Source organism: Solidesulfovibrio sp. C21 (assembly GCF_047785625.1).
Classification (GTDB): domain Bacteria; phylum Desulfobacterota; class Desulfovibrionia; order Desulfovibrionales; family Desulfovibrionaceae; genus Solidesulfovibrio.
The window spans coordinates 35,261-48,066 of the sequence record NZ_JBLODY010000031.1; the positions used below are offsets into that span (position 1 = coordinate 35,261).

The window sequence follows — 12,806 nt, forward strand, 5'->3', positions numbered from 1 at the left end:
GTTGTTTGGGAAAGCGCTTCTTATTAACCCTGGATGAGCTGCATGGCCATCTTGGGCAGGGAGTTGGCCTGGGACAACATGGCCACCGCCGACTGGGTCAGGATCTGCTTCTTGACGAACTGGGTCATTTCGGTCGCCACATCCACGTCGGAGATCTGGGATTCGGCGGCCTTCAGGTTTTCGCTCTGGACCTGCAGGTTGGAGATGGTGTTCTCCAGGCGGTTTTGCAGGGCGCCCAGGTTGGCCCGGATCTTGTCCTTGGACACGATGGCCGTCTGGATGGCGTCGAGGGCCTTCTGGGCCAGTTCCTGGGTGGAGATGCTGCGGCCGGTAGCGCCGGATGCGGCGCCCAGGCCCACGCCCAGGGCGGAAGCGGTGGAAGTGCCGATCTGGACGTAGTAGTAGTCCTCGGCGCTCTGGTTGCCGGAACCGAAGTGCACCTTGAGCTTGCCGGAGGCGTTCAACCCCGCGCCGCTGTGGGTGCTGCCGGACAGGTTGCCGTTCAGGAGATAAATGCCGTTGAAGTCCGTGGCGCTGGCGATACGGGTGATTTCCGAGGCCATGGCCTGGTATTCGGAGTCGATGATGAGGCGCTGATCCGAGGTGTAGGTACCGGTGGAAGCCTGTTCGGCCAGTTCCTTCATGCGGATGAGCTTTTCGTCCACGACCTGGAGCGCGCCGTCGGCGGTCTGGATCATGGAGATGGCGTCGTTGGCGTTTCGAACGCCCTGGTTGATGGCGGCGACGTCCGAGCGCATGAGCTCGCGAATGGCCAGACCGGCGGCGTCGTCAGCCGCGGTGTTGATGCGCAGGCCCGAGGACAGACGTTGGGTCGAAGTGGCCAGAGCGGAGTAGGAATTGTTCAGGTTCCGCGAAACAGTATTGGCCATCAGGTTGTTGTTGATTGAGAGAGCCATGGCTTTTCCTCCTTGAAAAGTGCGTGCATCCAGCTTGCTACCCATGTAAGCGAAGAGCTCGCCGGCAGCATGGGGTTACTTGAGGTGAACGGCTTGTGCCGGTCTGCTCCATCGTATTGACTCGCTGGTAAACATCCCTAGCCGATCAATCGCTGCCATTCTCGTGCTGTGAGTGGCTGCTTGCCTCACCTATCGGCCTAAGGGGAAAACCCTTTAGGCGAAAATAAAGAAAAATTCTGTGGACTCAGAGGGAGAAATCAACGCTTCTCTCGCGCATGTGGAAAATCACAGGAATGAATCGGAAAATAACCTGTTGAAAAAGCGAGTGTTGTGAAGGAGTAGCAGTCGTATTGCAGTTGAGGCATAAAACCAAGCTTGTCATTGCTCCTATCGTCCTGTCCGCAAAAGGCATTAGGGCCGGGAATGGTTTTTTTCGCAAATTTCCGCCCAGGGGTCGCCTTGACAGCGTTCATAGGCTATTTCAGAATCATGACGGACTATTGCTAACCAGTGGAAAAGAGAGGAGGAAGCGATGCGTTTGAAAACCTTGCGCTGGGTGCTTGCGGCAGTTGCCATTGCCGTGTTGTGCGCCGGGCCGGCTTTGGCCAAGGACGAAACCCTGATGATGGCCACCACCACCAGCACCGACGATACCGGGCTGCTGCCGGTTCTGGCCGACGCCTTTAAAAAGGACACCGGCATCACCCTCAAATGGGTGGCCGTTGGCACGGGCAAGGCCCTGGAGCATGGCCGCAACTGCGATGTGGACGTGCTGCTGGTCCATGCCCCGGCTGCCGAGAAAAAATTCGTGGAGGACGGCAACGGCGTTAACCGTACCGAAGTCATGTACAACGACTTCGTGCTGGTCGGCCCGGCGACCGATCCGGCCAAGGTCAAGGGCAAGAAGGCCGGCGAGGCTCTGGCGGCCATCGCCGCGGCCAAGGCGCCTTTCGTGAGCCGTGGCGATGATTCGGGCACCCATAAGAAGGAAAAGGCCCTGTGGAAGTCCGCCGGCATGGCCGTGCCGGACAAGGATTCCTGGTACGCCTCGGTGGGCCAGGGCATGATGAAGACGCTCAACATCGCCGGCGAACGCGGCACCTACACCCTGGTCGATCGCGGCACGTACATCAAGTACGCCGACCAGGCCGGGGGCAAGCCGCCCCTGGTCGTGCTGGTCGAGGGCGACAAGCCGCTGCTCAATCAGTACAGCGTCATCACCGTCAATCCGGACAATTGCGAGAACACCAACTTCAAGGCCGCCGAGAAGTTTCGCGAGTGGCTGGCGTCACCAAAGGGACAAATGCTCGTGGGCGATTTCACCCTCAAGGGGAAAAAGCTCTTTACGCCCAATGCCGCCAAATAAGGACGCCGCATTCCCATACCGGCCGGGCACGCAAGGGCCCGGCCGGAGGTAACCGCCCCTTATGAATTATATTCTCGACGGACTACGCCAGGCCCTGGCCCTTCTGGCGCACGGCGATCCGGAAACCTTTTCCGCTGTCTGGACCACCCTGATCGTCACCTTCGAGGCCATGATCGCAACCCTCATGCTCGGCGCGCCCGCCGGGTTTGTGCTCGGCTACCACGAGTTTCCGGGCAAGCGGGCCGTGCGGCTGGTGGTCGAAACCTTTCTTTCCTTTCCCACGGTGGTCATCGGGCTCGTGGTGTATGCCTTCGTCTCCCGGCGCGGGCCGCTCGGGAATTGGGAGCTTTTATTCACCGTGCCGGGCATGGCCGTGGGGCTCACCATCCTGGGGCTGCCCATCGTCATCGCGCTGACGGCCCAGGCCGTGGAAAGTCTCGATTCCAGGCTGCGCCCGACCCTGCTCACCCTCGGGGCCAAGCCGCGTCATCTGTTCCTGGCCACCTTGTCCGAGGCCCGCTTCGGCATGCTGCTCGCCACCACCGCCGCCTTCGGCCGCATCGTGTCCGAAATCGGCATTTCCATGATGCTTGGCGGCAACATCAAGTGGGACACCCGCACCATCACCACGGCCATCGCCCTGGAGACGGGCAAGGGCGAGTTCGCAACCGGCATTGCCCTCGGCATCGTGCTCATGGTCATCGCCTTCGCCGTCAACCTGATCGCGGCGGTCTGCCGCCGGAGGGCCGGCTGATGGACGCGCTCTACGAGCTGGAGAACGTGACCCAGCGCTATGACGGGAGGGTCGTGCTCGATATCCCGCGCCTGGTCATCGCGCCGGGCTCCATTACGGGGCTTGCCGGACCAAACGGCGGCGGCAAGAGCACGCTTTTGCGTTTGCTGGCCTTTCTGGAATCCCCGGCTACGGGCGTGGTGCGCTACCGGGGGAAGCCGACCCTTGGCCGCGAGTTTGCCCTGCGCGGCGAAGTCACCTATTTTCCCCAGGAGCCGTATCTGCTCAAGCGTTCGGTGCGGGCCAACGTGGGCTACGGGCTTTTGGTGCGGGGCGCGGGCGCGAAGGATATCCGGGAACGCGTGGACACGGCCCTGGCCGCCGTGGGGCTCGACCCGGGCCGTTTCGCGCCACGGTCCTGGCGGCAGCTTTCCGGCGGCGAGGTCAAGCGGGTGGCCCTGGCGGCCAGGCTCGCCTTGCGGCCCAGGGTGCTGCTGCTCGACGAACCCACGGCCAACCTGGACAAGGACAGCGCCGAGCTGGTGCGCCGGGCGGTCTTTGCCGCCCGGGAGGAACACGGCACGACCCTGGTCATAAGCGGCCATGACCAGCGCTGGCTGGACGCGGTGTGCGACAGCAAGCTCAAGTTGCGCGAGGGCGGGCTTGCCATGTCGGAGGCGACGCAAGGCCGCGAAACGGGCAAACCCGGGAGGATGGCATGAGAAAAGGGGTGCAGGTTCTGGGGTTCAAGAAATCCGGCAAGACCGCCTTGTGCGAGGCGCTGCTGGCGCGGTTCTCCAGCCTGGGTGTCGTGCCGTGCGCGCTCAAGTGCACGCACAACCCGGGACTCGACAAGGAGGATACGGACACCGACCGGTTCCTGGCGCATTGCCGCACGGTGGGGGCCATCGCCGCCCGGGAGAGCGCGCTTTTCTGGAACGATCCGCGCAAGATTTCGGACATGATCGCCATGCTCGACGGCGAGGTGCTGGTGATCGAGGGCGGCCGGGAACATGCCGTGGCCCCGCGCGTGCTGGTGTTGCGCGAGCCGGCCGAGGCCGAGGCGCTCTCCGCCCCGGGGCTCGTCCTTGGGACCTACGGGACGGTGCGCGCCCCCGGGCTGCCCCATTTCGAAAGCCTGGAAGCCGTGGCCGAGGCGGTCCTGGAAAAAGGTTTCGCCCTGCCCGGTCTCGACTGCGGGGCCTGCGGCCGGGAAGGCTGCGGCGAACTGGCCGCCGACATCCTGGCCGGCCGGGCCACGCCCGACGACTGCGCCACCACCCGCGTGGGCCTGTCCGTGACCGTCGGCGGCCGGCAGCTCACCGTCAATCCCTTCGTGGAGCGCATTCTGGCTTCCGGCATCCGGGGGCTTCTCTCCGAACTCAAGGGCTTTGCTCCCGGCCCCATTGAAATTCATATCGATTAGGTGACGCCGTATTGTCTTCACCGTCTAACGCGGGTATGGGGGAATGAACTGCATCCCTACCCGGAGGACCCGCATGACCAGCGCCAGGGACGTTGCCGAGACGCTTACGGTCCTAAGCCTTGGCGCTTCGGAAGATTCGTCCGTCCTCGACCGTGACGTGCTCGAGGCCGTGGCCCGCCGCGTCCATCAGAAAATGGACGACTACGAGGCCTACAGTTTTTCGGCCCTGCAAAGTATCTCCCTCAACGTTTTTTTCGATCTGGCCCAGGAGTTTCCGACCCTGGAGCATCTCTATGCGGTGTGCCTGCTCATCCCCAAGATGTTTTTCAACATCGACTGCAACCTGTATGTCCTGGACAGCAAGAGCGGCTCGATCCGGCGTTGCGCCTACAAATGCCCGCCCAAGGACGCCGGGGAGCTTGGGGATCTGCCCTTTCCGCAAAAGGCCATGGTGCGCGAGGACAAGCTTTTAATCCCCATCAAGGGCAACCACGAACTCATTTCGCAATTGCCGTTCACGCCCCGGGAGGACGTCTTCGGCATGCTCGAGATATTCCCGGCCAGCCGCCTGAGCGAACACGACCAGCTTTTTTTCGAGCGCTATGCCAACCGCTTCGGCTACCAGCTCCACAACCGCATCCTGGCCAACAAGAACAAGGAGCACCTCCACTTCATCCGCAGCCTGGTCAAGGACATCGGGCACAACGTCATCGTGCCCAACATCTATTTCAAGCTGTATTACAAGCGGTTGCGCTCAAAAATCGACCTGCTCAAGTTCTTCGAATGGAAGCTCAAGCAGTCCTTCGAGGGCGAAGCCGGGGAAGGGCAGGCGATAAGCCCCGCCCAGGACAAGCTCCTGCGGGATCTGGGCTACATCCATGAAGGACTCATGGACCAGTATCGTCAGATCCTCACCCACTACGAACAGACCAGCCTTTTTCTGGAGACGCTCCTGCGGCGCTCCCATTTCGAGGAAGGGCGCTATGTGCTGGAGAAGCGGGCCTGCAACTTCAAAAAGCAGGTCATCGACCTGCAGCTCGAACGCTACCGCCCCCGCTTCGAGGAACGCGGCATCGAGATCGACACCTCCCTTGGCGGCGTGCCGGATCAGGAAATCGAGGTGGTGGTCGACATCGGGCTTATCAGCCAAGTCTACGCCAATCTTTTTTCCAACGCGGTCAAGTACACCCGCGAGGTGGTGGACGGTTCCGGCCGCAAGCGCCGGTTCATTTCCTTTGGCTGGGAGCGCAAGGAGAATTTCTTCGGGCCCGGCCGCGACGGCATCAAGCTCAACGTTTTCACTTCCGGGCCGCCCATTCCGCCGGAGACCGCCGCGCACCTGTTCGAGGAGGGGGTGCGGGGGGAGAACGCCTCGGGCGAGTACGGCACCGGCCACGGCCTGTACTTCATCCGCGAGGTGGTGCGGCTGCACGGCGGGGTCGAGGGCTACGAGGCCACGTCGCTCGGCAACAACTTCTTTTTCGTCCTGCCCATGGACCCCATCCTCTAGACGCTTTTTCCCCGCGCCGATCCCCGCCCGCTCCGATCCTTTGTCCGGATCGGCTTTCCTTTTAGCGCAGTCTGCCCGCCCGCCACAGCCGCAGCATGGTCGTGGCGTTGACCACGGCGATGGACGATTCGAGCATCGTGCCGCCGATGGAGCCCGACAGGATGTTGTTGGTCAGCCAGCAAAGCGTCGCGCACATCAGTCCGAGCCGCATGCCGATCCCCCGCAGGAGAAAGACCGCCACCGTGCCCGACAGTCCGGCCATGATGGGAAAGACCGCCGTCCACGACGTGGCCACGGCCACGCCGAGCACGAGGTTGAGCGCCAGAAAGAATCCCGCCACCCACGGCGAGCGGGTCTTGAGCGAGGTAAAGGTCCGCATGGCCGACAGGGCCGCGCTGACCGCCGCGGCATTGTTGCCGAGCAGGTAGAAGTGCAGCGTGTAGGCCACGCATTCGCTGGCCACCAGAAACTTGAGCCGCCAGTCGATGCGCTGGGCAAAGGCGAAGATCCCGAGCGCGAACGCGACATAACCGACAATCTGCGAAGGCGCGGTAAAATCCATGCGGGTCCCGGACTTGAGGTTACGGATGCGGGCGAAGGAAAGGGCGATGAGGGTGTGCGGTCGTCCGGCAACTTCGCGTCCAGGCGCAATAGCCCCGGCCACGCTTCCTGGCAAGGAGCGTGGCGGTTCAGTTGACACCACTGTACAGTGGTGCTAGAAAATAGCCATCACTGAAGGATGGTGACAAATGGCGATCGATCCGCAGGAACTGACGGCCCTGGGGCTGACGGCCTACGAGGCCGGAGCGTATCTGGCGCTGCTCGGCCGGCCGGAACTGACGTCGGCCGAGGTGGCGGCCCGGTCCGGCATCCCCAGGCAGCGCGTGTACGACGTGCTGGCCTCCCTGGCCGCCAAGGGGCTGTGTCTGGCCCGGGACGTTTCGCCCAAGGCCTTTGTGGCCGTGGACCCGGCGGTGGGGCTCGATTTGCTGGCCCGGGAGCGGGAGGCGGCTCTGGCCCGGGAGCGGGAGACGACCAAGGCCCTGGCGACCCGATTGGCCACGGCCCTGGGGCCTCTCTTCACCTCGGGCCGGGGGCAGAACGATCCCCTGGCCTATGTCGAGGTGCTTTCGGGGCCGACCCGCATCGCCCACCGGGCGCTTGCCCTGGCCCGGGAGGCTAGGCGGTCGGTCGCCTCGTGCATCACCCGGCCCATGATCCTGTCCGTGGAGCAAAACACCACCTTCATGCAGGCGCCGCTCGGCCGGGGGCTCGGCTACCGGGCCCTTTGCGACGCGGCCATACTGGATGATCCGGAACTGGGCGTCCTGCTGGAGACGCTTTGCGGCCAGGGGTTGGCGCTGCGCGTGGCCGACTCGCTGCCGCTCAAGATGCAGGCCTTCGACGACGAGGTGGCGCTGCTTTCCATGCAGGACCCGGCCGGCGGGCCGCCGCATTTCACGGCGGTGGTCATTTATAACCGGGGGGTGGCGGCCATGCTGTCCCTGGCCTTTGAAGCCTTGTGGCAGGCGGCAAGGCCCCTGTGAAAGGAGTGAGCGAGATGGCACGCGCTAGGGAATACGGCGCGACGCGCCGGGAGGAAGCGGCACAGGTTTTGGCCGGCGGCGGGGTCTCAATCCGCATCGGCTATGCGCCGGGGCTGATCGGCGGCGTGGGCGCGCTGCTCGGCCGGTATTACGCCAAGGTCTGGGGCGCGGGCGCAGCGTATGAGGTGATGGCCGTGCGCGACGTGTGCGCGTTCATAGAGGGCTACAACCCGGACAGGGACCTGATGCTTGCGGCGTATGCCGGCGAGGTACTGGTCGGGTCCATTGCCGTCATCGGCCGCGCTTCCGGGGCGGACGGGGCGCACTTGCGCTTTTTCCTCGTGGACCCGGCCTGGCAGGGCAACGGCATCGGCAAGGCGCTTTTTATCCGGGCCATGGCCTGGTGGCGGGAACGCGGGGGCGGCCGGATGTCGCTTTGGACCGTGGACGGCCTGCCCGTGTCGCGCCGCATGTACGAAAAAGCCGGGTTCCGCGTTGTCGAACGCGTCAGCGACGCCCGCAACACGGTGCTGCGCGAGAATATCAAAATGGTGCTCGACCTGCCCGCTCCCGGGTATTGAAAGATCGCTGCTTGAGAACGGAAAGTCCTCCGTGGGGCACTTCCCGCTAAAAAGTTGAGGAAGGGGAGAGCGCGAGAGGGGAGAACCCTTTTCAAAGGGTTTCCCCTCTCGCATTCTCTTCCGTTCTCTTCTTCCCCCCTCAAAGCCAATATTCCGGGTACCGTCGGCCCGGGGCCAGGTTGTTGGCGACGAGGGCCACGACCAGCATGACCGCCGCGCCGGAGAGCGCCGGGATCAGGGCGAAGAGGTAGCCCAGGGAGGCGAGCTTCGGCCCGGCGGTGACGGCGATGAGTGCTGTCGCGCCTCCCGGGGGATGGAGCGTTCCCGTGGCGTGCATGAGGGCGATGGCCCCGGCCACGGCCAGGGCGCAGGCCAGCCAGGACGGACCCGGCACGAGCAGGCGCACCGAGACCCCGAACAGGGCGGACAGAAAATGGCCGCCGAGCAGGTTTCGCGGCTGGGCCAGGGGACTTTGGGGCGCGCCGTAGAGCAGCACCGCCGAGGCCCCGAACGAGCCGATCAAAAGGCTCAATCCCGCCGGATCGGCCACATTCCTGTGCAGCCAGGCGACAAGGCCAATGCCGCCCATGGCCCCGATGAAAGACCAAAGGATCTCGGCCGGACAGGCGCAGGACGGGCAGGTCCCGCCGCCGCGCATTTTGCGGAAAAAGCCGTCCCTGTTCGTCGGGACGGGCTCCTGCGTGTACGTCATGTGCTGCTTCCTCCGGGAGGCAGTCTGCTTTGGCGCGGGGAATGGCGGCATGACTTAAGTCAAGTCGAAGCAACGAAAAAAGGGACGCGGTCGCCCACGTCCCTTTCGTATTGCCGGTTTCCGGCGGCGCTAGATGGCCGCGTCCCCGGATTCGCCGGTGCGGATGCGCACCACGCCCTCGACGGGGTAGACGAAGATTTTGCCGTCGCCGATATTGCCGGTGTTGGCCGTGGTGCGGATGGCGTCCACGGCCTTTTCGGCCAGTTCGTCGGGCACGACGATGTCCAGGCGCACCTTGGCGTTGAACTGCACCTGGTATTCGACGCCGCGGTAGGCCTCGACATGGCCTTTCTGGCGGCCGTAGCCGCGCACTTCGGTGACGGTGAGCCCATGGATGCCGATCTTGTCCAGGGCGTCCTTGACCTCGTCAAGCTTGAACGGCTTGATGATGGCTTCGATTTTTTTCATGGCGTTCTCCGCGTCTTACCTGTGGGTTTTTTGCAGGACGAATTCCGGATAGGCGGTAACCGCCACTTCGTGCTGGTCCAGACCTTCCAGTTCGTGCTCGGGATCGACCCGAAGCGGGACGATCCGGTCAAGCACCTTGAAAAAGACATACATCACCACGAAGACAAAGACAAAGTTGGTGCAGATGCCGACGATCTGGGCCACGAGCTGGCCGCCGTCGCCGTAGAAAAGCCCCCTGACCGTGCCGTCCACGCCGTTTAAGGCATCGCCGTAGGTACCGTCGGCGAAAAGGCCCACCGAAAGGACGCCGAACGCGCCGTTGACGCCATGGACCGAGATGGCGCCGACCGGGTCGTCGATCTTGAGTTTACGCTCCACGAAAAAGACGCTTATGCACAACAGCACCCCGGCGATGGCCCCGATGATGACAGCCGAAACGGAGTTGACGAAGGCGCACGGCGCGGTGATGGCGACCAGCCCGGCCAGCAGGCCGTTGGCCACCATGGAGATGTCGGGCTTGCCGTAGAAGGTCCACATGTAGACCATGGACGAGAACGCGCCGGCGGCCGAGGCCAGCATGGTGTTGGTGGCGATGACGCCGATGCGCAGGTCCGTGCCGGACAGGGTGGAGCCGGCGTTGAAGCCGAACCAGCCGAAGGCCAGGATGAAGCAGCCGGCGATGGCCATGGGAATGTGGTGGCCGGGCAGGGCGTTGGGCGTACCGTCCTCGCGGTACTTGCCGAGGCGCGGTCCGAGGATGATGCCGCCGGCCAGAGCCGTCACGCCGCCGGTCATGTGCACCACCGACGAGCCGGCGAAGTCGACCACGCCATGGCCCAGGCTGAAGTACTTGCCGAGGCAGGACAGCCAGCCGCCGCCCCAGACCCAGTTGGCGTAGAGCGGATAGACGAACATGGAGATGAAAAAACCGTAGAAGACGAAGGACTTGAACGTCCAGCGCTCGGCCATGGTGCCTGTCGGGATGGTGGCCGTGGTGTCCATGAAGACCATCTGGAACAGGAAGATCGTGAACACGATGGCGTCATAGGACACGCCGGACAGGAAAAAGCCCGTGGTGCCGAAAAGCCCGAAGTCGTGGCCGCCGAGGCTGATGGAAAACTCGTTGGCCAGCACCTGTCCGCCGCCGAGCGAGGCCACCCCGCCGACGCCGCCCATCTGGAGCGCGAAGCCGCAGATCCAGTAGCCGAGCATGCCGATGCCGTAGACCATCATGTTCATGGCCATGGTGTGGCCGGCGTTCTTGGCGCGGGTGAAACCCGTTTCCGCCAGGGCGAAGCCCGCCTGCATGAACATGACCAGAAAGCCGCACACCAGCGTCCAGACGACGTTGATGGAGATACGGTTATGCCCCACGACGTCGGCCAGTTTGGCGGCCAGGGGCTCGTTTTGGGACAGGGTGGCCATATCTTCCTTGGTGGGCGCGCCGGCGGTGGCTCCCACGACGTCGGCGGCGGTGCCGACGGAAGCGCCCGTGGGATCGGGCACAGGGGCTTCCTCGGCCCCGACAACCGCCGGCAGGGCGATGATGGTCATGAAAAGGGCCAGAAGCAGGCAACGCAGCGTTTTTCTCATGTTCTCCTCCGAATCCTTGGATGTTGGGGATGGTGCGTCTTGCGCCGGGGCTGGCGCGGCCCAGGCCTTCGGGGCCGTGCTTACGAGGAATCGAAGGGGGAGGGCATGTTGGGTCTCCGCTGCGAAAGGTGTTGCGCCGCCGCGCCGTGGGCGGTGGCCCGTATTGTTTTTTCCCGGTGCATGCGGGCCATGGGAGAATGTCGGCCCGGCATGGCCAGGGGTTTTGGCCTGCTGTGCGACAAATGTGTTGTTGTCGCATGGGGTTTCCGGAAAAATGCCATGGAACGGGATTATTATCCCGTATCTCCGGTGTGGTGCTTTTTTGCTGTTTAGCGAAAAGAGACGGTTTTGTGTCGTTTCAACTTTGTCATATTGAACATTATTGTAAAATATTTCTTGCCGCCGCAGGGTTGGCACCGGCTGGCGGGCGTATTGCCAAACTGTAATAGGGGGAATGCGCGGCCAAACAGCCGGGCCGCCCCACAGCAAAGTCGTGCTGCAGCGCTTTTGACGCCGCGCACCGGGCCCACGCCGGTCGGGCCGCGCGCCGCCGCCTCCTCCCCGAAACCGCAAGCCTTGCCCCGGGCCGCCGCCCTGGCCTACAAGCAGGACATGACGCGACAGCAGCTTGCCGCCGGTGCCCCGGCCTTTTTCCCCGTGGCCTGGAACGGCGTGTCCCTGGACGTGCCCGGCGACTGGCGACCGGCCAGACTCGGGCTCGGCTACCTGTATTTCGAGGGCCCCGACGGTCCGGCCTTCGAGTTCAAATGGCGGCCCCGGGCCGGACGCCAGGGCATGGAGGCGGCGCTTCGGGCCCTGACCCCCAAGGGGGAGGCCTCGGCCGGGGCGACGCTCCCGGAAAGCTGGCTTGAGCCCCTTTCCGATTTCGAGCTGATGCCGCTTTCCTGGAGCAAAAACGGACGGGCCGGGCTGGGGGCGGCGCTTTTTTGCCCGGAGTGCGGCCTGGCCGCCGTGTTTCAGGCCTTCGGCGAGGGCGAGGGACCGGACGCGGCCATGCGCCGTCTGGTGGCCAAGGTGCTGGCCAGCCTGCGCCATCATGATCCCGGGCCGCCGGCTTTCCGGCTCTTCGGCCTTTCCTTCACGCCGCCGCCGGGATTCATGCTGTGTTCCCACACCTTCGTGCCGGGCCGTTTTTCCCTGTCTTTCGCCGCCGGGCGGCAGCGCCTGGACATCGTCCGCCTGGCCCCGGCCGATGTGCTCCTCGAACGCTCACGCCTGGCCGAGGTGGCGGCCCTGGCCTTCGGCTGCGACGACCGGACGCGGCGGGAGGCGGGGAGTCTTGCCGGGGCTCCGGCGGTCTGGCTGGCCAGCCGCCAGGGAACGGGCGTCATCGACGCGCTGGCCCGGGGCCTTGGCCGGCAGGGGCGGCTTTGCGTCATGCGCCACGAGGCCGGCGTCAACAAACTGCTCGGCGCGGGGCTCGCCTCGGGCAAACCCGTGGACCGGCAATGGCTGGCCGAGGTGGCAACGCACTGTGTCTCTCTTTAAAAAGAAACCCGTGCCCCTGGAGTCCGGCGGTCTGACCCGGCGCCAGGCCATGGCACTCTCCCCGGTGGCCAGCCGCGATGTGCGCGCCGCAGAAACTCCCTCCGGCGTGGTGCAGCTGTCCCTGCCCGTGGCCGTGCGCCCGGCCCTGGCCGGATTGGCCCGGCGTTTCGGCCTGTGGGACGGCAAGGTGCTGCGCAAGACCGTGGAACTCGACGCCATGGGCTCGGCCGTGTGGCGGCTCATCGACGGCAAACGCTCCGCCGGGGAGATCGCCGCCGACCTGGCCAGGCGCTACAACCTCGACGCCCGCGAGGCCGAGATGGCCGTGGCCGAATTTCTGCGCCTGCTCGGCCGGCGCGGCGCTATCGCTGTGGTAGGACGTGAGGGAGAGGAGGAGGGGGGGATGCCTCCGGCGGCTGGGGGGAACCCTTTCTGAAGAAAGGG

Annotated in this window: 14 protein-coding genes; 9 read left to right on the forward strand and 5 right to left on the reverse strand. The window is 64.6% G+C overall.

Annotated elements, in window-relative coordinates; all coding sequences use genetic code 11:
- Positions 1-23: 23 nt before the first annotated feature.
- Positions 24-917: a flagellin gene (locus tag ACMZ6R_RS11065; RefSeq protein ID WP_416111341.1), complete on the reverse strand. Its 894-nt coding sequence runs from the start codon at positions 915-917 to the stop codon at positions 24-26.
- A gap of 532 nt (positions 918-1,449) precedes the next feature.
- Between ACMZ6R_RS11065 and ACMZ6R_RS11070 the strand changes: the two genes are divergently transcribed.
- From ACMZ6R_RS11070 to ACMZ6R_RS11090, 5 genes are all read left to right on the forward strand, one after another.
- Positions 1,450-2,283 (forward strand): substrate-binding domain-containing protein, encoded by an 834-nt coding sequence (locus tag ACMZ6R_RS11070; protein WP_416111343.1) that lies wholly within the window; start codon positions 1,450-1,452, stop codon positions 2,281-2,283.
- Positions 2,284-2,344: 61 nt separating this feature from the next.
- Positions 2,345-3,037 (forward strand): ABC transporter permease, encoded by a 693-nt coding sequence (locus ACMZ6R_RS11075; RefSeq protein WP_416111345.1) that lies wholly within the window; start codon positions 2,345-2,347, stop codon positions 3,035-3,037.
- Entirely contained in the window at positions 3,037-3,738 is a 702-nt protein-coding gene (locus ACMZ6R_RS11080; protein ID WP_416111347.1) for an ABC transporter ATP-binding protein, read from the forward strand. The genes ACMZ6R_RS11075 and ACMZ6R_RS11080 overlap by 1 nt, the downstream gene beginning before the upstream one ends.
- Complete coding sequence (locus tag ACMZ6R_RS11085; protein ID WP_416111349.1) at positions 3,735-4,442, forward strand: molybdopterin-guanine dinucleotide biosynthesis protein MobB; 708 nt, start codon at positions 3,735-3,737, stop codon at positions 4,440-4,442. Before ACMZ6R_RS11080 ends, ACMZ6R_RS11085 begins: the two co-directional genes overlap by 4 nt.
- 73 nt (positions 4,443-4,515) lie before the next feature.
- Positions 4,516-5,952, forward strand: a complete 1,437-nt coding sequence (locus ACMZ6R_RS11090; RefSeq protein WP_416111351.1) for a sensor histidine kinase — start codon at positions 4,516-4,518, stop codon at positions 5,950-5,952.
- A gap of 61 nt (positions 5,953-6,013) precedes the next feature.
- Here ACMZ6R_RS11090 and ACMZ6R_RS11095 read toward each other — a convergent pair whose 3' ends face one another.
- On the reverse strand, positions 6,014-6,616 hold the full coding sequence (locus tag ACMZ6R_RS11095; protein WP_416111353.1) for a YgjV family protein: 603 nt from the start codon (positions 6,614-6,616) through the stop codon (positions 6,014-6,016).
- An 85-nt stretch (positions 6,617-6,701) separates the two neighbouring features.
- On the opposite strand from ACMZ6R_RS11095, the gene ACMZ6R_RS11100 reads away from it, so the two are divergent.
- The gene (locus ACMZ6R_RS11100) at positions 6,702-7,499 is read left to right on the forward strand and encodes a TrmB family transcriptional regulator (RefSeq protein WP_416111355.1); all 798 of its coding nucleotides are present in this window, start codon (positions 6,702-6,704) and stop codon (positions 7,497-7,499) included.
- Positions 7,500-7,513: 14 nt separating this feature from the next.
- Positions 7,514-8,080 carry a GNAT family N-acetyltransferase gene (locus ACMZ6R_RS11105; protein ID WP_416111357.1) on the forward strand — a complete coding sequence of 189 codons (567 nt, stop codon included), beginning with the start codon at positions 7,514-7,516 and terminating at the stop codon, positions 8,078-8,080.
- Between the two features lie 139 nt (positions 8,081-8,219).
- On the opposite strand, the gene ACMZ6R_RS11110 is transcribed toward ACMZ6R_RS11105, so the two are convergent.
- The 3 genes from ACMZ6R_RS11110 to ACMZ6R_RS11120 all read right to left on the reverse strand — a co-directional run bounded on the left by ACMZ6R_RS11110 (position 8,220) and on the right by ACMZ6R_RS11120 (position 10,853).
- Complete coding sequence (locus tag ACMZ6R_RS11110) at positions 8,220-8,792, reverse strand: HPP family protein (protein ID WP_416111359.1); 573 nt, start codon at positions 8,790-8,792, stop codon at positions 8,220-8,222.
- Positions 8,793-8,921: 129 nt separating this feature from the next.
- A complete protein-coding gene (locus ACMZ6R_RS11115) occupies positions 8,922-9,260 on the reverse strand; it encodes a P-II family nitrogen regulator (RefSeq protein ID WP_416111361.1) in 339 nt (112 codons plus the stop codon).
- 15 nt (positions 9,261-9,275) lie between these two features.
- Complete coding sequence (locus ACMZ6R_RS11120) at positions 9,276-10,853, reverse strand: ammonium transporter (RefSeq protein ID WP_416111363.1); 1,578 nt, start codon at positions 10,851-10,853, stop codon at positions 9,276-9,278.
- Positions 10,854-11,360: 507 nt separating this feature from the next.
- Between ACMZ6R_RS11120 and ACMZ6R_RS11125 the strand changes: the two genes are divergently transcribed.
- Both ACMZ6R_RS11125 and ACMZ6R_RS11130 read left to right on the forward strand, forming a co-directional pair.
- Positions 11,361-12,362 carry a hypothetical protein gene (locus ACMZ6R_RS11125; protein WP_416111365.1) on the forward strand — a complete coding sequence of 334 codons (1,002 nt, stop codon included), beginning with the start codon at positions 11,361-11,363 and terminating at the stop codon, positions 12,360-12,362.
- The gene (locus ACMZ6R_RS11130) at positions 12,349-12,798 is read left to right on the forward strand and encodes a PqqD family protein (protein WP_416111367.1); all 450 of its coding nucleotides are present in this window, start codon (positions 12,349-12,351) and stop codon (positions 12,796-12,798) included. The genes ACMZ6R_RS11125 and ACMZ6R_RS11130 overlap by 14 nt, the downstream gene beginning before the upstream one ends.
- Positions 12,799-12,806 lie beyond the last annotated feature (8 nt).

Coding starts and splice junctions, on each gene's coding strand:
- ACMZ6R_RS11105 (WP_416111357.1), top strand. CDS start 7,514: ATGGCACGCGCTAGGGAATACGGCGCGACGCGCCGGGAGGAAGCGGCA.
- ACMZ6R_RS11110 (WP_416111359.1), bottom strand. CDS start 8,792: ATGACGTACACGCAGGAGCCCGTCCCGACGAACAGGGACGGCTTTTTC.
- ACMZ6R_RS11090 (WP_416111351.1), top strand. CDS start 4,516: ATGACCAGCGCCAGGGACGTTGCCGAGACGCTTACGGTCCTAAGCCTT.
- ACMZ6R_RS11070 (WP_416111343.1), top strand. CDS start 1,450: ATGCGTTTGAAAACCTTGCGCTGGGTGCTTGCGGCAGTTGCCATTGCC.
- ACMZ6R_RS11080 (WP_416111347.1), top strand. CDS start 3,037: ATGGACGCGCTCTACGAGCTGGAGAACGTGACCCAGCGCTATGACGGG.
- ACMZ6R_RS11085 (WP_416111349.1), top strand. CDS start 3,735: ATGAGAAAAGGGGTGCAGGTTCTGGGGTTCAAGAAATCCGGCAAGACC.
- ACMZ6R_RS11075 (WP_416111345.1), top strand. CDS start 2,345: ATGAATTATATTCTCGACGGACTACGCCAGGCCCTGGCCCTTCTGGCG.
- ACMZ6R_RS11100 (WP_416111355.1), top strand. CDS start 6,702: ATGGCGATCGATCCGCAGGAACTGACGGCCCTGGGGCTGACGGCCTAC.
- ACMZ6R_RS11065 (WP_416111341.1), bottom strand. CDS start 917: ATGGCTCTCTCAATCAACAACAACCTGATGGCCAATACTGTTTCGCGG.
- ACMZ6R_RS11120 (WP_416111363.1), bottom strand. CDS start 10,853: ATGAGAAAAACGCTGCGTTGCCTGCTTCTGGCCCTTTTCATGACCATC.
- ACMZ6R_RS11115 (WP_416111361.1), bottom strand. CDS start 9,260: ATGAAAAAAATCGAAGCCATCATCAAGCCGTTCAAGCTTGACGAGGTC.